20 protein-coding genes are annotated in these 18464 nt (G+C 70.2%); 3 read left to right on the forward strand and 17 right to left on the reverse strand.

Annotated features, from left to right (window positions below; all coding sequences use genetic code 11):
* Window positions 1-711: 711 nt before the first annotated feature.
* Complete coding sequence (locus HS048_RS36040) at window positions 712-1389, forward strand: CHAP domain-containing protein (protein WP_068904053.1); 678 nt, start codon at window positions 712-714, stop codon at window positions 1387-1389.
* A gap of 141 nt (window positions 1390-1530) precedes the next feature.
* Here the strand turns inward: HS048_RS36040 and HS048_RS36045 are convergent, their stop codons facing one another.
* From HS048_RS36045 to HS048_RS36115, 15 genes are all read right to left on the reverse strand, one after another.
* A complete protein-coding gene (locus HS048_RS36045; RefSeq protein WP_196470321.1) occupies window positions 1531-3132 on the reverse strand; it encodes a DUF2334 domain-containing protein in 1602 nt (533 codons plus the stop codon).
* Between the two features lie 327 nt (window positions 3133-3459).
* Window positions 3460-5055, reverse strand: coding sequence for a DUF2334 domain-containing protein (locus HS048_RS36050; protein WP_196470322.1), 1596 nt, complete (start codon window positions 5053-5055; stop codon window positions 3460-3462).
* Window positions 5056-5187: 132 nt separating this feature from the next.
* Complete coding sequence (locus HS048_RS36055; RefSeq protein ID WP_068904049.1) at window positions 5188-6426, reverse strand: glycosyltransferase family 2 protein; 1239 nt, start codon at window positions 6424-6426, stop codon at window positions 5188-5190.
* Complete coding sequence (locus tag HS048_RS36060) at window positions 6423-6749, reverse strand: hypothetical protein (RefSeq protein WP_068904048.1); 327 nt, start codon at window positions 6747-6749, stop codon at window positions 6423-6425. The genes HS048_RS36055 and HS048_RS36060 overlap by 4 nt, the downstream gene beginning before the upstream one ends.
* Before the next feature lie 607 nt (window positions 6750-7356).
* Complete coding sequence (locus HS048_RS36065) at window positions 7357-8442, reverse strand: flagellar biosynthesis protein FlhB (protein ID WP_068904046.1); 1086 nt, start codon at window positions 8440-8442, stop codon at window positions 7357-7359.
* Complete coding sequence (locus HS048_RS36070; RefSeq protein ID WP_068904045.1) at window positions 8439-9194, reverse strand: flagellar biosynthetic protein FliR; 756 nt, start codon at window positions 9192-9194, stop codon at window positions 8439-8441. Before HS048_RS36070 ends, HS048_RS36065 begins: the two co-directional genes overlap by 4 nt.
* A 13-nt stretch (window positions 9195-9207) precedes the next feature.
* Window positions 9208-9483, reverse strand: a complete 276-nt coding sequence (fliQ, locus tag HS048_RS36075) for a flagellar biosynthesis protein FliQ (protein WP_068904043.1) — start codon at window positions 9481-9483, stop codon at window positions 9208-9210.
* Window positions 9484-9513: 30 nt separating this feature from the next.
* Window positions 9514-10404, reverse strand: a complete 891-nt coding sequence (gene fliP / locus HS048_RS36080; RefSeq protein ID WP_196470323.1) for a flagellar type III secretion system pore protein FliP — start codon at window positions 10402-10404, stop codon at window positions 9514-9516.
* Window positions 10404-10955, reverse strand: coding sequence for a flagellar biosynthetic protein FliO (fliO, locus tag HS048_RS36085; RefSeq protein WP_068904040.1), 552 nt, complete (start codon window positions 10953-10955; stop codon window positions 10404-10406). The genes fliP and fliO overlap by 1 nt, the downstream gene beginning before the upstream one ends.
* 55 nt (window positions 10956-11010) lie before the next feature.
* A complete protein-coding gene (gene fliN, locus HS048_RS36090) occupies window positions 11011-11739 on the reverse strand; it encodes a flagellar motor switch protein FliN (protein WP_196470324.1) in 729 nt (242 codons plus the stop codon).
* Window positions 11739-12698: a flagellar motor switch protein FliM gene (locus HS048_RS36095; protein WP_196470325.1), complete on the reverse strand. Its 960-nt coding sequence runs from the start codon at window positions 12696-12698 to the stop codon at window positions 11739-11741. Before HS048_RS36095 ends, fliN begins: the two co-directional genes overlap by 1 nt.
* Before the next feature lie 325 nt (window positions 12699-13023).
* Window positions 13024-13482, reverse strand: a complete 459-nt coding sequence (locus HS048_RS36100; protein ID WP_068904034.1) for a flagellar basal body-associated FliL family protein — start codon at window positions 13480-13482, stop codon at window positions 13024-13026.
* A 27-nt stretch (window positions 13483-13509) separates the two neighbouring features.
* On the reverse strand, window positions 13510-14412 hold the full coding sequence (locus HS048_RS36105; RefSeq protein ID WP_196470326.1) for a flagellar motor protein MotB: 903 nt from the start codon (window positions 14410-14412) through the stop codon (window positions 13510-13512).
* Window positions 14412-15188, reverse strand: a complete 777-nt coding sequence (locus tag HS048_RS36110; protein ID WP_068904030.1) for a motility protein A — start codon at window positions 15186-15188, stop codon at window positions 14412-14414. Before HS048_RS36110 ends, HS048_RS36105 begins: the two co-directional genes overlap by 1 nt.
* Before the next feature lie 2 nt (window positions 15189-15190).
* On the reverse strand, window positions 15191-15481 hold the full coding sequence (locus tag HS048_RS36115; protein ID WP_068904029.1) for a flagellar FlbD family protein: 291 nt from the start codon (window positions 15479-15481) through the stop codon (window positions 15191-15193).
* A 409-nt stretch (window positions 15482-15890) separates the two neighbouring features.
* On the opposite strand from HS048_RS36115, the gene HS048_RS36120 reads away from it, so the two are divergent.
* Together HS048_RS36120 and HS048_RS36125 are read left to right on the forward strand one after the other, a co-directional pair.
* On the forward strand, window positions 15891-16148 hold the full coding sequence (locus HS048_RS36120) for a hypothetical protein (protein ID WP_196470327.1): 258 nt from the start codon (window positions 15891-15893) through the stop codon (window positions 16146-16148).
* A gap of 231 nt (window positions 16149-16379) precedes the next feature.
* Window positions 16380-17033, forward strand: coding sequence for a hypothetical protein (locus tag HS048_RS36125; RefSeq protein ID WP_196470328.1), 654 nt, complete (start codon window positions 16380-16382; stop codon window positions 17031-17033).
* 112 nt (window positions 17034-17145) lie between these two features.
* Here HS048_RS36125 and flgF read toward each other — a convergent pair whose 3' ends face one another.
* Together flgF and HS048_RS36135 are read right to left on the reverse strand one after the other, a co-directional pair.
* Window positions 17146-17985, reverse strand: coding sequence for a flagellar basal-body rod protein FlgF (flgF, locus tag HS048_RS36130; RefSeq protein WP_068904023.1), 840 nt, complete (start codon window positions 17983-17985; stop codon window positions 17146-17148).
* A gap of 1 nt (window position 17986) precedes the next feature.
* Window positions 17987-18439 carry a flagellar hook assembly protein FlgD gene (locus tag HS048_RS36135; RefSeq protein WP_196470329.1) on the reverse strand — a complete coding sequence of 151 codons (453 nt, stop codon included), beginning with the start codon at window positions 18437-18439 and terminating at the stop codon, window positions 17987-17989.
* Window positions 18440-18464: the final 25 nt, after the last annotated feature.

Raw genomic sequence — 18464 nt, forward strand, 5'->3', positions numbered from 1 at the left:
CGGGGGCGGGGCCAGAACGTAGTCATGCTCACGTGCGAGCACCGTGACGATGTACTCGTTCACAGAACATCCGCGCTGCTGGGCGGAGGCTTTGATGTCTCCGAGCAGGTCTACGGGCACCCGCAAGGGGTGCTGCTTCACAGGTCCCCACTTCGGATCAGGTCCGCGTTTGCTTCCACTCATGACTGCAGTTATATCGAATTGGCGAATCTCCGATCGAGCAGTTCCCCCGGCGCGTCGCGAAAAAGATTCGACGTTCTCCGGTCAGGGCCCGGGGTGCTCGCATTAAAGGCGAATCCCATACCTTTTCGCGGTTTTATCCATACGTCCCGCTATGCGCTTCCCGGTCCGGAGGGTGCGCCGGAGCGCGGGCGGGCGTACGCCCCGGCGCCGGCCGTTCCCGCCCACCGCCCTCCGGCGTCGGCGGAACGCCGGCGCCTCCTTCTCCGCGGGCGCCGGAGGGGGTCGCGGCGGATCCGGGGAAATCGCGGCCGCCGGATGGGAGAAAGGCGAGCATCGGCCGTTCCCGGACAGATCTGAGGGCTTCTCGAGGGCGGCAACCGTTCTGCACCTTGGGTGCACTTTGTGTGCTACATCCGGACGGCTTACTGGAGGGAGTCGACCGGACGACGGTCGCAACGGCCTGAAAACCCGAGCACCGCCCTCCGGCCGAGGGATGACCTGCACCCTGACGAAGGATCTTCTCTTCCCATGACTGCCACCACCGCCCGCACCCGCACCCTCACCGCCGCCCTCGGCCTGGCCCTGGCCGCCGGGACCGCCCTGACCACCGGTACGGCCCACGCCGACACCGCGCCGCAGGCCCCGGCCCCCGCGCAGGCCCCGCTGCAGGCCGCGGCCCCGGCTCCGGCGCAGCCCCAGGCCGCCAAGCCGCGGGTGACGGCGGACGCCCTGCTGAAGGTCGCCCGGACGCAGGTCGGCGTGGAGGAGAACTCCGACGGCGGCGGCACCAAGTTCCACAAGTGGTACATGAAGTCCCAGCGGGCGCAGGAGACCGTCGAGCGCGACGGCGGCAGCGTCAAGGCCTACTCCGACGCCCCCTGGTGCGCGATGTTCGTCTCCTGGGTCGGCGAGCAGACCGGCATGCGGACCACCGTCGGCTGGGACGCCTACACCGTGACCTACGCCGAGTGGTTCGAGGCCAACGGCAAGTGGGGCAAGAAGGCCACCCCGGGCGCGGTCGTCTTCTTCGACTGGGAGCAGGGCGACGACCTGTCCGGCATCGACCACGTCGGCCTGGTCAAGAAGGACAACGGCGACGGCACCATCTCCACCATCGAGGGCAACACCGGCAACGGCAAGGTCGAGGAGCGCGTCCGGCCCAAGTCCCAGGTCGCCGGCTACGGCTACCCGCAGTACGCGTCCTGACGCGGGGCCGCCGCCGCGGAACCGGGCGGCGAGGCGGAACGCGGGGCTTCCCGGGACGGGGATCCGCGCGGTGCGCGCAAGGGGGAGGGGACACGGCACACGCCGTGTCCCCTCCCCCTTTTCTTTTCGCGCCGCCGGTGCCTACATCGCGGAGGCCGGCACGAAGGTGTAGCCGAGCTTCCTGATGCCGTCGACGGTCTCCAGCAGCCACTTGGTGCCGAGGTAGGGGTGGTAGAAGAAGCTGGCCACGCCGTCGCGGACGGCGAGGTTGGCCCGGGCGGCCTTGACCAGGTCGGCCGGGAGGACCACCGGGTGGTTGTTGAAGGACTCCGGCTCGATGTTGCCGACGTTCTCCGGGATCACCTTGGAGCCGTAGACGTCGGTGACGGTGTAGGGGAAGAACTGCCCGGCCATGTGGTCGTACTGCGGCGCCGTGCCCGAGAGCGTGCCGGCGAAGTAGAGGCTGCGCTCGTAGCGGGCCTTGAACCCGGCCCGGCGGACGGCCTCGTAGTCCACGGCGGACCCGGCGTAGTGCGGGAACTCGAAGTACTGCGGCACCGGGAGCCGGGCGGCGCGGAACTCCGCCTTCATCTTCTCGATCCGGTCCGCCGCCCAGGCGGGGGAGTCCTCGGCCACGGGGCCGTCGTAGCGGACGTAGTTCTGCTCGTCGACGTGCGCGGTGTAGAACTCGAAGTCGTCGCCGCTGGTGCCGTTGTAGGGGTTGGGCGCGTCGGTGTACTGGTGGGTGTAGCCGTGGGCGATCATCGTGCCGCCGTTGGCGAGCATGTACTTGATCGCCGCGACCACCAGGGGGCGCTGCCGGAGCGCGACGGTCTTGCCCGGCTCCTTGTAGACGGTGTAGACGCCGAAGGAGTAGGGGATCTTCCGGCGCTTCAGCTCGACGGCGATCTTCATCAGCTCGGCCGGCTCGGCGTTGGGGCCGATGTCCTCCAGACGGAGCAGGGCCCGGTGGCGCTCCTTGGTCTGCGGGGCGAGCGCGTCGAACAGCAGGTCGGAGAAGACCAGGTAGCGGTCGGAGGCGGTGGTGTAGGCGAAGGGGATCTCACCGATGTAGGTCAGCTCGCCCGAGCGGACCGCCCACGGGATCCGCGTGCCGTTCTCGCGCACCGCGGCGGCCAGGACCTCGGCCTTGGTCTCGTCGACCGAGGCGTAGTCCATGATGCCGGAGGCGTTGCGGCCGTCGCGCGACAGGTCCCTGCCCTTGTAGACGACGCCCTCGACGGTGCCGAAGTCGAACTGCGACCACATCCAGCCGTAGTCGGCGGCGAAGGTGGGGATGGAGGCGGTGAGCTGCCAGATGTTGTTGTTCATCCAGATCACCGGGCGGTCGGCGTCGCGCACGTCGGCCAGGAACGCCTCCGGCAGCGGCTCGTCGTAGGTGGAGCCGACGTAGACCACCGCGGTGTAGGCGTCCATGGCGCCGGCGGTGTACGCCGAGACGGGCAGCGCGGCGAACGTGCCGAAGTGGCCGGTCAGGTTGGCGGTCTGGGCGGCGTACAGCTCGCCCAGCCAGCCCCACTGGCCGGTCGTGTCGTACAGCACGAGCGTGGAGCGGCCGGTGCCGGCCAGGCCGCCGGTGAAGGCCTTGGCCCTGGCGGACGCGGACGCGGCGGACGCGGACGCGGTCGGTGTCGCGAGGCCGGTGGTGAGCAGCAGCACGGCGGAGAGCAGGGCCGCCAGCGCGGGCAGGACGGCCCTGCGCCGGAGGGAGGAAGCGGGCATACGGGAAGACCCCCACAACGAAGCGAGATCGACGCCGCCGGGGCGTCGCATGACAGGGTGTGGGTTCGGTCTCGCCATTGGCTCCCCGGAACGGCTAGGCGGCCGAATTCCTACGTGCGCCGTCAGGCGCCGTTGAGGCCGTCCCGGATCATCGCGTACCCCGTGAACTACCGCGGCATATGCCCCTACCTGCGGGTTCTCGTCCAGAGTAACTTTCGGTCACCAGCGCGGCAAATCGATCACCGCGTTCTCCACCCAGAGTGACACCGGCCGTACGGCGGGCGGCCCGCGCCCGCCGTACACCCTGTGCCCGGTCCCCCGTCCGGCCTACATCGCGCTCGCGGGCACGAACGTGTAGCCCAGGCTCTTGATGCCGTCGATGATCTCACCGAGCCGCCCGGTGCCGAGGTAGGGGTGGTAGAAGAAGCTGGCCACCCCGTCGCGGACGACGAGGTTGGCCTCGGCGGCCTCGACCAGGTCGGCCGGGAGCACCGACGGGTGGTTGTTGTAGCCGGTGGGGATGAGGTTGCCGAGGTTCTCCGGGATCACCTTGGAGCCGTAGACGTCGGTGACGGTGTAGGGGAAGAACTGCCCGGCCGAGTGGTCGTACCGTACGGCGGTGCCCGACAGCGTGCCGGCGAAGTACATGCCGCGCTCGTAGCGGGCGGCGAAGCGCGAGCGCACCGCCCGGTAGTCCTCGGCCGACCCGGCGTAGTGCGGGAACTCGAAGATCGTCGGCACCGGCAGGCCGGAGGCGCGGAACTCCGCCGCCGCGGCGTCCAGGCGGCCCTGCGCCCATTCGAAGGAGTCGCCGGCGACGGGGCCGTCGTAGACCACGTAGTCCTTCTCGTCGACGTGGGTGGCGTAGAACTCGAAGTCGTCGCCGCTGGCGCCGTTGTAGGGGTTGGCCTTGGTGCCGTACTGGTGGGTGTAGCCGTGCATGATCATCGTGCCGCCGTTGGCGAGCATGTACTTGATCGCCGCGACGACCTCGGGCCGGTCCCGCAGCCGGATCTCGACGTCCTTCTCCGGCTCCCGGTGCAGGGTGTAGACGCCGAAGGAGTAGGGGACGCGGCGCTTCTTCAGCTCGGCGGCGACCGCCATGAGGCCGGCCGGGTCGGCCGCGGGGCCGATGTCCTCCAGGCGGAGCAGGGCCCGGTGGCGCTCGGCGGTCTCCGGGGCGAGCGCGTCGAACAGCAGGTCGGCGAAGGCCAGGTAGCGGCCGGCCGTCACGGTGTAGGCGAAGGGCATCTCGCCGACGTAGGTCAGGTTGCCCGAGCGCACCGCCCAGGGCAGGCGGGTCCCGTCGGTGCGCACGGCGGTGGCCAGGACCTTCGCCTTGGTCTCGTCGAGCGTGGCGTAGGCCATCACGCCGGCGGTGTCGGCGGTGTCGCGGGCGAGGGTGCGGCCCTTGTAGACGACCTTGTCGATGGCACCCTGGTCGAACGAGGACGGCGCCCAGCCGTGGTCGGCGGCGAAGGTGGGGCTGGAGGCGGCCAGCTGCCAGATGTTGTTGTTCAGCCAGATCACCGGGCGCACGGCGGCGCGCACGTCGGCCAGGAACGCCTCCGGCAGCGGCTCGTCGTAGGTGGAGCCGACGTAGACCACGGCGGTGTAGGAGTCCATCGTGCCGGCGGTGTAGGACGTCACCGGCAGGGCGGTGAACGTGCCGAAGTGGCCGGTCAGGTTGGCGGCCTGGGCGGCGTACAGCTCGCCGGTCGGCGCCCACCGGCCGGTCGTGTCGTACAGCACGAGCGTGGAGCGGCCGGTGCCGGCCAGGCCGCCGGTGAAGCCGCCCGCCCGGGCGGTGGCCGCGGACTGCGGAGCCGAGCCGGCGGCCAGGAGCAGCCCGGCGGTCAGCGCCGTCAGCACGGTCAGGGCCAGTGCGCGGAGGCGGGAGCGGGAGCGGGGCGATGCGGTCATGTCAGTCCCGGGGCGAGGCGGCGGTCGGGTGGCCCGGTCCGGCGGCCGGATGCGGCGGCACGGGCCGGGGACGGGTGTGGAGGCGGCGGCGGTCCGCGTCAGGTGCGGGGTCTGCGCCGGGTGCGGTCCGCGTCAGGTGCGGGCGGTCTTGAGCCAGCTCTGGCGGCCGGAGAGGGCGCGCCCCACCGCCCACCAGCCGGCCGCGAACCACTGGTAGCCGTAGAGCACGAACGCGTGCCCCAGCAGCAGCGAGCGCAGCAGGCCCAGCTCGCGGTCGCGGCGCCAGTACACGTAGCCGTAGATCAGGCCGACGCCGAAGGAGAGCGCGTACCAGGCGGCGAACACGGCGGGCGAGACCACGCTCTGCCCGGCCTGCAGCGAGGCCAGCGCCAGGGCCGCGCCGGAGGCGAGGAACGCCAGCGGCAGCAGCGAGGTCAGCAGCAGGAACCACGGGCTGAGCAGGTGGTAGACCAGGTCCGGCGCGGCGGCGAACGGCGCGCGGCGGATGACCAGCGGCAGCAGCCTGCCGGCCTGCAGGTGGCCCTGGAACCAGCGCGAGCGCTGCCGTACCAGCCGCTTGGGCGACAGGACCGCCTGCTGGTGCACGGCGGTGGTGTGGCAGAACCGGTTCTGCCAGCCGGTGGCGAGCATGCGCACGCCGAGGTCGAGGTCCTCGGTCAGGCAGTCGCTCCACGGGTCGGCGCCCAGCCGGGTGAGCGCGCTCAGCCGCATGAACTGGCCGTTGCCGCCGAGGCCGACGCTGCCCAGGTGGCGGCGGCCGTTCTGGAAGACGTCGGTGTAGACGACGAACTCCATGTCCTGCAGCCGGGCCAGCAGGCCGGTGTGCCGGTTGTACATCCGCACGCCGACCTGGACCGCGCCGGTGCCGGGGTCGGCGAAGTACGGCGTGACCTCCTCCAGGGCGTCGGTGTCCAGGCGCCCGTCGGCGTCGAGCACGCACACGACGACCCGGTCGGGGTCGCGCCCGGCCAGCAGCCCGGAGTCCAGCAGGTGGGCCAGGCCCGCGTTGAGGGCCGCGCCCTTGCCGCGGCGGGCGTCCGGCAGCGTGCGCTGCAGCAGCCAGATCCGGCCGTCCTCGGCCGCGGCGTCGCGGACGATGTCGGCGGTGGCGTCGGAGGAGGCGTCGTCGACGACCAGCACCGCGAGGTCGCCGGGCAGGCCGCGCAGCCGCTGCAGGCTGGCGGCGAGCACCTTCTCCTCGTCCAGGCAGGCCATCAGGAAGACGTAGAACGGCGCGGGCTCGGCCGGTCGGGCGGGGCGGCGCACGCCCCGCGACAGCACGAACATCACGCAGGTGTAGCCGAGCCCGAGCACGATGACCGCCGAGCTCAGCCAGAGCAGGGGGCTCATCGCAGCAGCTCCGCCACCCGGTTCCGGCCCTCGGCGCCGTCGGCGGTGTGACGGGCGCGGCGGTCGGCCCGCGGCAGGGCGCGGCGGCGGCGGGCGGCGTCGACGCCGCGCAGTACGGCGCCGGCGGCCAGCAGGAGGGCCATGGCCAGCAGGAAGAGGCCGAAGCCCGCGCCGGTGATCATGAGCAGGGTGCGGGCCACGTCCGCGGCGGGAGCCATGGCGGCGTCGGCGGCGGAGGAGCCGGAGTGCAGCGGCGGGAGGGCGACGGAGCCGGCCACGCTCATTCCGGCGCCGGTGAGCGCGAGGGCGCTGTTGGCGTACATCTCAGGCACCCCCGGCGATCGCCCGGAGGGCGGAGGCGGAGAGCGGAGCGCACGGCGGAGGCGCGGAGCAGGCGGGCATGGCAAGGACTCCCACGACGAAGAAGAACCCGGACGCCCTCGGTGGAAGGACGTCAGATGACGGCTGGGTTCGGTCTCGCCATTGGCTCCCCGGAACGGCTAGGCGGCCGAATTCCTACGTGCGCCGTCAAGCGCCGTTGAGGCCGTCCCGGATCATCGCGTACCCGCTGGATGCCGCAGGCATATGCCCCTGCCTGCGGCTTCCCGGTCACACTAACTGTCCGTCACGAAAATGGCAAACCGGGCGTCAAATATATTACGTAGCGTGATACTCACACACGGTAACAAAATAGGATCTTCTTCTCTTATAGGGACAGCGCACTCGCGTTTCCCTCAGCTCCGGGAGCCGGCGAGCGGACCCCGGAGGGCGAGCCGGGTCCCGTGCGGTGGCGGCCTGCGTGATCCCGCCCGACGGTCCTGCGGCCAGGACCTCCCGCCTCGGCCGTCCGCCCACCGGGGAACGGCGAAAGCCCTCCGAACGGACGTTCGGAGGGCTGTATCGTGCGGTCAGAGGCGGCCGGTGCCGCTCTCAGGCGGCCAGGCGGTGGGTGCCGGCGGCGGAGCCCTTGGCCTTGAGGGTCATCACGAAGGCCAGCACCTTGGCGATCGCGCCGTACATCTCGGCCGGGATCTCCTGGCCGATGTCGCAGCTCTTGTGCAGCGCGCGGGCCAGCGGGACGTCCTGGACCATCGGGATGCGGTTCTCGGCGGCGATCTCGCGGATCTTCGCCGCGATGGTGCCGGAGCCCTTGGCGACCACGCGGGGGGCGCCCTTGGCCGGGTCGTAGCGCAGCGCCACCGCGACGTGGGTGGGGTTGACCAGGACCACGTCGGCGGTGGGGACGTCGGCCATCATGCGGTTGCGGGCCATCGCCTGCTGGCGGGCGCGGATCTGCCCCTTGACGTGGGGGTCGCCCTCGGAGCGCTTGTACTCCTCCTTGACCTCCTGCTTGGTCATCCTCAGCTGCTTGCCGATGCGGCGGCGCGCCATCGCGTAGTCGGCGGCGGCCAGCGCCAGGCCGGTGGCGCCCGCGAAGCGCATCAGCGACAGGATCGCGTCGCCGGCGCTGGACAGCAGCACGCCCAGGGGCAGGGAGCCGGAGGCCAGCAGGATCGGGATCAGGTCGCGGATCGCCATGTAGGCGATGCCGGTCAGCGTGGCGGTCTTCATCAGCGCCTTGGCGCTCTCCCACAGCGCCTGCCCGCCGAACATCCGCTTCAGGCCCTGCAGCGGGTTGAGCTTCTTGAACTGCGGCTTGAACAGCTTGGTGGCCGGCTTCAGGCCGCCCTGGGCCGCGGCGGCGGCCAGAGTGATGACCACGGTGGCGGCCGCGATCGGCGCGACGGCCAGCATGGCGTCGCCCAGGCCGGAGATGAGGATCTGCAGCCCCAGCGCCGGGTCGGGGTTCTCGATGACCTCGCCCACCCGGAGCATGACGCCCTCGGCCGCCTCGACCGAGTCCTCCAGCACCATCGGCATGAGCACGCCCGCCGCCAGCATCGACGCCCACGCAGCGAAGTCCGGCGTCCGGGCGATCTGCCCTTCCTTCTGCGCGTCCTGCTTCTTCTTCGCTGTGGGCTGCTCGGTCTTCTCGCCGCCGCCTCCGCCGCTCATCCGTTCGCCAGTCCCGTCATCATGCGCACCGCGCGGTCGGTCAGCCCGTCGATCACGCCGGGCAGCACCGAGATGGCGATGCCGGCCAGGGCCAGGGTCAGGAAGATCTTCACCGGGAATCCGAGGGAGAAGGCGTTCAGGGCCGGGGCGGCCTTGCTGAGCAGGCCGAGCGCGAGGTCGGCGATGAACAGCACCGCGATGATCGGGCCGGCGATCTGCAGGGCGGAGACGAACAGCTCGGCCAGGCCGCCGGTGATCAGCTCGCTGAGGGTGTCCAGCGACAGGGCGCCGTCCAGCGGGAGCAGCCGGTAGGTCTGGGTGAAGCCCAGCAGCACGAACTGGTAGCCGCCGCTGACCAGCAGCAGCGTGGTGCAGAGCAGGCCGTAGAACTTGCCGAACACCGAGTTGGACGACATCGACATCGGGTCGAAGGCGGTGGCCAGGGAGAAGCCGCCGAAGATGTCCAGGAGGTCTCCGGCGGCCTGGACCGCGGCGAAGACCATGGCGGTCAGGAAGCCGAGGGCGACGCCGACCACGGCCTGCTCGACGGCGACGACCAGCATGGCGGCGGGGGAGACGTCGGAGATCTGGGCGGCCAGCTTGGGGGCCAGCGGCAGCGCGATCGCGACCGCGAGCAGCGCCTTGACCTGGCCGGGGATCGCCTTGTTGTTGAACGGCGGGCTGATCAGCAGCCAGGCGGCCGACCGGACCGAGGCCAGCAGCAGCGCGACCAGCGTGGTCTCCGACAGCATCCCCTCCACCGGCTCAGCCGCCGTGGATGAGCTGCGGGACCTGGTCGAACAGCTGCGTGGTGAACGCCACCATCTCGTGCAGCATCCAGTTGCCGCTGAAGATGAGGGCCACGCACACCCCGGCCGCCTTGGGCACGAAGGAGAGGGTGACCTCCTGGATCTGGGTCACCGACTGGAAGAGCGAGATGACGAAACCGATGAGCAGCGCGGTCACCAGGATCGGGGCGCCCAGCTTGGTGGCGAGCGTCATGGCCTGGGTGCCGATGTGCAGCACCTGGGTGTCGGTCACGGTCGTGGAGGTCCTTACCTGGAAGCCGGGCTACTGGTAACTGCCGACCAGGGACGTCACGATGAGTCCCCAGCCGTTGACGAGCACGAAGAGCAGGAGTTTGAAGGGCATCGCCACCGTGACCGGCGGGAGCATCATCATGCCCATCGACATCAGAGCGGCCGAGATGACCAGATCGATGATGAGGAACGGCACGTAGATGACGAACCCGATGATGAACGCGGCCCGCAGCTCCGACAGGACGAACGCCGGGATGAGCGTGGTCATCGGCACCGCGTCGGCGTTGGCCGGCTTCGGCTGGTCGGCGATCTTGGTGAAGAGCGCCAGGTCGTCCTTGCGGGTGTGCTTGGTCAGGAACTCCCGCACCGCCGGGGTGCCGGCCTCGACGGCCTGCGAGACGCTCTTCTCGCCCTTAAGGTAGGGCTGGATCGCCTTGTCGTTCACGTCCGAGGCGACCGGGCCCATGATGAACAGGCTGATGAAGATCGCCAGACCGGCCAGCACCTGGTTCGGCGGGACGTTGGCCAGGCCCAGCGCGTTGCGGGTGATGCTGAGCACCACGAAGATCTTGGTGAAGCTGGTGCAGAGCAGCAGGATCGCCGGCGCCACGGACAGCACCGTCAGGCCCAGCATGAGGACGATCGACTGGCTGGGCTTGCCGCCCACGCCGTTGAGGTCGATCGTCACCGAGTCCTTGCCGGGGCCGGTCGGGCCCTCGGGGCCGGGCGAGGCCAGCGGGGTGAGCGCGGCGGAGGCCGTACCGGTGGAGGCGGCGGTGGCGGTGCCCGCGGCGGCGGTCGCGGTGGAGACGGCGGTGGCGGTCCGTACCGGCTGGGTGGCCGCGGAGGCCGCCGACGCGCCGAGCACGAGCGTGCCTGCCACGGCCAGGCCGGTCAGGGCCAGGCTGAGGATGCGCTTCATCAGTTGCGAGCCGTCCGTTCGCGCAGGAGTTCCAGGGCGGTCTTCCAGGTCCGGGGCGAGAGCGCCGATCCGGCCAGGGCGCCGGTCCGGGCCGGCTCGGTTCCGGGGAGGGCGCCGGTGGCGGCGCCCTTCGCGCCGGGCCGCAGCGCGGCCAGCGAGCGGGGCAGTGCGCCGAGCCCGGCGAGGGGGCCCTCGATGGGACCCTGCCCGGCCGTTCCCGCATCAGCCGGAGAGGAGTCGGCTGACGGGAGAACGGCCGGCAGGGAGACGGGGATGCGCTGCTCGGACTGCTCCGCGTAGCGCTCCACGGCCTCCAGGTCCGCCTCGGCCAGGAGGGTCACCTGGCCGTCGGTGACGCCGAGCACCAGGGCCCGGTCGGTCACCCGGACGACCGCGACGGAGGAGTTGCGGCTCAGCTGCTGGCGGGCGACCACGGTGAGCAGTCCCCCGCTCCGCCCGGCCAGCGGCTTGCGGGCCACCTTCGACAGCCCCCACACCAGGAGCAGGACGACCAGGAGCGAGAACGTGATTCTCAGAACGGTCTCGAACATTGCGGGGTGCTGCTCCTACGTCGGGACGGTCTGCGGCGGCGGGCGGCGGGTGCGGCTACTGCCGTTCTCCGCCGGGGGAGAGGATCTCGGTGACGCGGATGCCGAAGTTCTCGTCGATCACGACGACCTCTCCGCGCGCGACCAGGCGGCCGTTGACCAGCAGGTCCACGGGGCTGCCCGCGGCGCGGTCCAGCTCGACCACGGCGCCGGGCGCGAGCGAGAGCAGCTCCCGGACGGTCATCCGGGTGCGGCCGAGCTCGGCGGTGACGCTCATCTCGACGTCGTGCAGCAGGTCGAACCGGGCCTTGGCGTTGCCCGTGGAGCGGGCGGCCGCCGGGGCCGGCCACGGGGTCGCCACCAGTGCGAGCACGGCCCGCACGGCGCCGTCCTCCAGCAGCGGCACGAAGACCGGCTCGCCGCGGTTGGCGAGCGCGCCCAGGCCGACCTCGGGCTCGGTGGCCAGCGCCGGCTCCAGGACGACGGGGCCCAGCTTGCGGGCCGCCGCCTCCAGGGCGGGCTGCACGGCCTTGGCCAGGTCGAGCTCGCCGAGCGGGCTCTGGCGCAGGGCGTCGACCAGGTCCTGGCCGACGACGACCGCGACCTCGCCCTGGGTGGCGCCGGAGAAGCGGGCGCACACGGCCTGGCCGGCGGGCAGGTCCTGCGGCACGGTGAAGACGGGGGTGCCGACTTCCAGGGCGCCGCCGGTGGGCAGCAGGGCCAGCGCGGCCTCGGCCGCGGCCATGCCGAGCTCCACGCGGGGGGCGACGGTGATCGTGGTGGTCATCAGTGGACTTCCATTTCGTTCTGCGGCGTGGGCACGACGAGGCAGGCCAGGCGCGGGCCCTGGCTACCGGGCACTGCGTGGGCGAAGGTGATGTCCGCGGCCGTCACCGACAGCGGCGCCGTCACGGGATGGCCGAGCGGCACGACGTCGCCCGGCTCCAGGCCGATGATCTGCTCGGGGCGGAGCCGTACGGCCTCGAAGCGGACCGCCACGTCGATCGGCGTGGTGCCGAGCGCGGCGGCCATGTTGCGGTGCGCCTCCTCGCGGGCGGCGCGCTGGCCCGAGCTGAGCGTGACGTCGTTGTCGTTGCCCTGGAGCTTGGGGAAGATCGAGGCGAACGGCATGCAGATCGTCGCCAGGCACTCCTCGCTTCCCACCCGCATGTCGAAGGAGGCCACGATGACCGCGTCGGCGGGGGCGCAGGCCTGCACGAACTGCGGGTTGTAGTCGATGACGCCCAGCTTGGGGTGGATCTCGGTGATCGACTCGAACGCGTAGTGCATCTCCTCCAGGACCCGGGTGAGCAGGTCGCGCAGGAGGGGCGTCTCCATGTCGGTCAGCGGGCGCTCCGTCTGGGCGCCGCCGGGGCCGCCGAGCAGGTGGTCGATGCTGGCCATCGCGGTGCCCAGCGAGAACTCCATGATGGCGGTGCCGGGCAGCGGCTCCAGGTCGACGGTGGCGACGATGGTCGGGTTGCCCAGCGCCGAGATGTACTCGTCGTAGGTGAGCTGCTGGATGGAGACCAGCGAGACCTGGGAGACGACGCGCAGGCTCGTGGTGAGCAGGGTCGTGTACTGGCGGGCGAACGTCTCGTAGGCGATCTGGAGCGTGCGGACGTGCTCGCGGGAGAGCTTGATGGGACGCCGGAAGTCATAGGGCTGCGGATCGGAGGTCTTCGCCCGGCGGGACATCCGTCCGAGCAGGCGGGGCGTCGAGGCCGAAGGCTGCGTCTGACTCACGAGATCACACATCGGCCGTTATCCATCCGATATGAGGAAATGCCGGAAATCGGGTTCACCTCGTGCGGAGGGTCCCGTTCCCGCGGCGGGGGTCGCGTGCGTGCGCACCCCCGCCCGCCTGCGTCTTCAGCGGTCCTGCGGCTGTCCTTCGGTCGTCCTTCGGTTGTCCTTGGGTCGTGCTCGGGCGGTTCCGTCGCGAGCCGTGCGCCGCCGCCGCATGCCGTACGGCGGCGCGGTGCCGCAGCGCCCGCCGTGTGCCCGCCGTGTGCCCGCCGCGTGTCCTGCGGCGGCGCGGTGCCGGCGGCGGGCCGTACGGCGGCGCGGCCTACTGCATGACGAACTCGGTGAAGTAGATGTCCATGATCTCGCCCTCGTAGGACTTCTCGATCTTCTCCAGCAGCGCCTGCTTGGCCAGGTTGCGCGCCTTGTCCGAGGAGAGCTCGTCGACCGCCTTGTTGCTGAACTGGTCGATGGCCAGGTCCAGGGCCTTGCTGCCGTCGGGGGCCTCGGCGACCTCGGCGGTCGCCTGCAGGGCCAGCTTCAGCTTCAGGAAGTGCCCGTCGGCGAGGTTGATCGTGATCGCGTCGAGGGCGGCCACGGCGCCGGGCTCCGGCGCGGGCTCCTTCTCCTCCCCGCCCCCGGCGAACAGCAGGAAGTAGGCAGCCGCCGCGGCGACGAGGAGCAGCACGACCCCGCCGGCGAGGAAGAGCGTCTTCTTGGACTTCTTACCGCCCCCCTGCGCCTCCTCGGCGTCCGGCGCGGCCTTGAGCTTCGCGGTGGCCATGGTGTTCGTCTCCTGGGTCTGGTTCGGTCAACTCGTGCTGGACTGGCCCGCCGCCGACGGCAGCAGGGCCTTGGTCGCGGCGTCGAGGTCGGACAGGACGACCACCTCGACCCGGCGGTTCAGCGTCACCGACCGGGGGTCGGTGTCGGGGTACAGGGGCCGCTGGTCGGCATAGCCGGCGGCGTTCAGCCGCTTGGCCGGGATGCCCCTGGACACCAGCCGGCGCACCACCGTGGAGGCGCGCGCGGTCGACAGCTCCCAGTTCGACGGGTACGGGCCCGACGAGACCGGCAGCCAGTTGGTGTGCCCGTCGACCTCGACGGAGTTCTTCTCGCCGCGCAGCGCCGGCGCGATCGAGTCGATGATCTTCCGGCCGTCCCGCAGCAGCTCGGCGCTGTTGTTGCCGAACACGACCGAGCTGGTGACGACGGTCACCACCAGGCCGCGCTCGTCGATGCGGAACTGCACGCTGTCGGCGGCGTTCTGCTTGCGCAGCGCCTCCTGGATCTTCTTCTTGATCCGCTCGAACTTCTCGACCTCCGCCGACGCGTTCTTCGCGCGGGCCGAGGCCCGGGCGCGGTCGAGCGCGGCCAGGGCGTCGCGGGCCTTCTTCTCGGCCTCGCCGTCGGCGCCCTTGCCCAGCACGGACGAGAACTCCATCGGAGCCGACTCCCCGCCGCCGGCGTCGCCGGTCACCGCGCTGCCCGGCGCGGTGAAGGTCACCGCGGGCTGGCCGAAGGCCATCGACAGGCTCGACTTGAGCGCGTTGAACTTGTTCTGGTCGACCTGGCTCATCGCGAACAGCACGATGAACAGCGCCATCAGCACGGTGAGCATGTCGCCGTAGGTGACCAGCCAGCGCTCGTCGGCGTGGGCCTCCTCCTCGTGGCCTCCGCCGTGTTTCTTGCGGCGGTGGGGCTTGGTGCTCATCAGGCGGCCTTCGCCTTCTCGGCGGTGTTCTCCCCCGGGGGCAGCAGGCTCTTGAGCTTCTGGGAGACCAGGCGCGGGTTGGTGCCGGCCTGGATGTTGGCGATGCCCTCGATGGTGAGCTCCATCTGCGCGGCCTCCAGCTCGCTGATGCGCTTGAGCCGGTTGCCGATGGGCAGCCAGAGCACGTTGGCGCTGGCCACGCCCCACAGGGTCGCGACGAACGCGGCACCGATCATGTGGCCGAGCTTCGAGGGCTCGCTCAGGTTCTCCAGCACGTGCACGAGGCTGACCACGGTGCCGATGATGCCGATCGTGGGGGCGTAGCCGCCCATGTCGGTGAAGATCTTCACGCCGGCCTTGTCGGCCCGGCGCTTGGCGTCGACCTCGGCCTCCAGGATCTCCCGGAGCTCCTCGGGGTCGGTGCCGTCGATGGCCAGCTCCAGGCCGCGGCGCAGGAACGGGTCCTCGACCTCCTTGACCGCGTCCTCCAGCGCCAGCAGGCCCTCGCGGCGGGCGCGCTCGGAGAGCTTGACGATCGAGTCGACCAGGTCGGTGCCGGGCGTGGGCTTGGCGGTGAGGGCGCGCTTGATCTGCCCGACGATGCCGGTGGCGTCGCTCAGCACGCCGCCCGCCATCGCCACGCCGAAGGTGCCGCCGAAGACCAGGATCATCGGGGCGAGCAGCATGATCGACATCGGGTTGGAGCCCTCGAGGATCATCATCACGAAGATGGAGACCACCGCGATGCCGATGCCGGCCAGGGTTGCCGGATCCATGGTCAGCGCTCCTGTCGGTGAAGGCGGACGACCCGCTGCTGGTCGGCGTCGGCGGAGCCCGAGCCCGTGGCCGGGAGACGGTGCGTGCCGGAGGAGACGAGGATCTCGGCGTCGGCGATCAGCTCCGCGCGGTAGCGGCGCACCAGCCCGAGGAACTCGCTGAGGGACTCGGCGATGATGTACTTGGTCCCGTCCACGAGAGTGATCACCGTGTCGGGGGTCTGGTCCGCCCGCTCGATCAGGTCCGGGTTCAGTGCGAACTCCGGGCCGTTGAGGCGCGTAAGAAGGATCACCGAGGTCCGTCCTTGAGGTCGTCAGGGGTCGACGGGCCGTAGCCGGGCCGCGTTACCTCTTCCATCGGCCGCCCGCCGCGCCGCCTGAGAAAACCGGCGGGACCGAGGTCCTCTGTTTCGGTCCTCCGGGCGTTCCCTTGCGATTACGCCCGGAGGACCGGCGAGAGCTGCTAGGACGTACGGCATGCACTCTGACGCCACGCCCAACGAGGCAGCCGGAGCCCAGGACGCCTGCGGAAAGACCGGCGCTCCGTCACGGCGCGAATCCCGCGCACGGCTCTTCGCCCGCATCGCCGCCGGCCACAACCCTCACCTGGATCCTGACTACCTCGTCACCGCGCTCGCCGAACGGGAGACGGAATCCTTGCAAGCACCGGAGAAGGATCCCGGAGAGAAGTAGCGTGACCTCATGCGCAGACACCAGCGGGTGAGCCAGTCATACAACTTGAAGAGATCTACGGTGAATCTGGTGGAGGTCGCCGCCGCCCGTGACGGTGTCAGTGGATCGGCCTACGTTGAGAAGGCGCTGTGGTTCTACGCCCTCTCCCGCGGACTCACGGGTACGGGCTCATTCGAGGAGCAGGCCAGAAACGACGAGGCCGAGTTCATCTCCGTTGAAGGGGCATCCCGTGAGTCGTCCTCGATGAGAACCAAAGAAAGGGAATGATCCTGCCTCAGGGGTCTCTTCACAGTAAGCTGGCTGTGAAGCGCATGCGCTCCACAGTCAGTAATCAGGGCAATCGTGGCCGTATGGCCCTACGGCTCGGATCAGAGCGAGAAAAGGCCGCCCAGAACAGCAGCGCAACCGTATAGCGAAGCACCCCTTGGGTCGCTTGGCCGAGCGAGATCGAATCTGCGCCTCATAAGTCCTCGAACAGTTCCCCGAAGGAGTCCTCCCTTGACCAGAGAAGGCTTCATTTATGTCGTTGCTTTCGACAGCGGCACTGTCAAGGTTGGGCAGGCGGCTGACGCCGCCACCCGACTGGCAGCGCACCGTCGTGATGCTGCTCGCCATGGCATCAAGGTGGCCGCAGAGTGGTCCTCGTCATCTCATGATGCTTTCCTGGCCAATGAAAGGAAACTGATCGATTTCTGTCGGCAGAAGGGAACGCCTCAGGCGGGAAGCTCCGAGTACTTCATTGGCCTGGAATTTACCGAGGTGCGAGACTTTGCAGCTCAACTCTCCCAACACAACAGCCAGACTAGCTTTATCCCCGCTCATTCAGCCGAGGCCGGGACCTCTGCTCTTAGCTACGGTGGGGTCTATGAATCTCCAGAGGGAGTCTTCCTGCTCGTCGCTTCCGAAGGCATCCTCGCCCACCCCGGTCGACGATGGCTTCTTGCACTAGAGGTCAGATCACACGATGACGGCGATCTACTGACCGTGGCCATAGACGTCCCCGGTGTCGGCCATCGCTATGTGAACACCGGAAATATTTCCCGCATCCTGCGTGACTCGATTGGCGAGCAATCCGGTACTTGCCTGGGCATTTTGTCGGCAGACGACATGGAATCCATACAGGACATGTTCGCCGTAGTGCTCGATCTCTGATGGGCGCGAGGCCGTAAAAAGGCAGACTTGCTGAACGCCGAAGGTCCCGGGGCGCGGCCGTGGCCGGGTCCCGGGACCTTCGCGGTGGGCCCGCCCCGAGGGCGGGGAGCGCTTAGCGCTTGAGGTTGACCAGGTCGTTCAGCAGCTCGTCGGAGGTGCTGATGACCTTGGTGTTGGCCTGGAAACCGCGCTGGGCGATGATCAGGTTGGTGAACTCCTGGCCGAGGTCGACGTTGGACATCTCCAGCGCGCCGGTCTGCAGGGCGCCCATGCCGCCGGTGCCCGCGGTGCCGATGGTGGCGTCGCCGGAGTTGACGGTGGCGCGGTAGGTCGAGCCGCCGGCCTTCTCCAGACCGCCCGGGTTCACGAAGTTCGCCATGGAGACCTGAGCGAACGTGCGCTTGGTGCCGTCGGCGAGCACGCCGACGAGCGAGCCGTCGGGGGAGATGGTGAAGGACTCCACGTCGCCGGGGAGCATGATCGGCTCCGGCGCCCCGGTGGGGGGCACCGGCACGTTGCCGGTCGCGGCGTTCCAGCCGAGCACGAAGTTGCCGTCGGTGGTCACCATGGCGCCGTTGGCGTCGAAGTTGAACGCGCCCGAGCGGGTGTAGAGCTGCTCGGTGCCCTTCTGCACGGCGAAGAAGCCGTCGCCCTGGACCATCAGGTCGAGGTTGCGCCCGGTGGTCTGCGCGGCGCCCTGGCCGAAGTTGGTCTGCACGCCGGCCAGGCGCACGCCCAGGCCGACCTGGGCCGGGTTGGTGCCGCCCGCGCCGGGGGTGCCGGCCTGCGGCGCGCCCGCGGCCTGCATCATCTGGCTGAGGGTGTCCTGGAAGACGGTCTGGGAGCCCTTGAAGCCGGTGGTGTTGACGTTGGCGATGTTGTTGCCGGTGACGTCCATCATCGTCTGGTGGACGCGCAGGCCGCTGATGCCGGAGTACAGGGAACGGAGCATGTCACTTTCCTTCGGTGGATTCGGTGCCGCCCGGGGCGGCGCTGGTGACTTCCTTGACCGAGGACAGCGGTACATCCGTGTTCCCGACCCGCAGGGTCGGGCTGCTGCCGAAGGAGGCTGAGGTGACCACACCGACGGCGTCCGTGCCGTCTGGTCCGGTGTAGCCGACGGTCTTGCCGACGAGGCTGCTGGCCGACAGCTGCAGCTGGGCCGCCAGCAGTTCGCCCTGCTGCTTGACGAGCTCCTCCATCCGCTCCACCTCGGTGAACTGCGCGGTCTGCGACATGAACGCGGAGGTGTCGGTGGGGTTGCTCGGGTCCTGGTAGCGCATCTGGGCGACCAGGAGCTTCAGGAACGTGTCCTTGTCGAGCCTGCTGTTGCCGCTCGACGTGGCGGCCGCGCTGGTCGCGGTGGTCGTGGCGCCGGTGCTCACGGCCCCGCTGATGGTGGTCACGTACGGATTCCTCCGGATTCCCTGG

The sequence above is a fragment of the Planomonospora sp. ID91781 genome (assembly GCF_015711595.1).
GTDB classification, from domain to species: domain Bacteria; phylum Actinomycetota; class Actinomycetes; order Streptosporangiales; family Streptosporangiaceae; genus Planomonospora; species Planomonospora parontospora.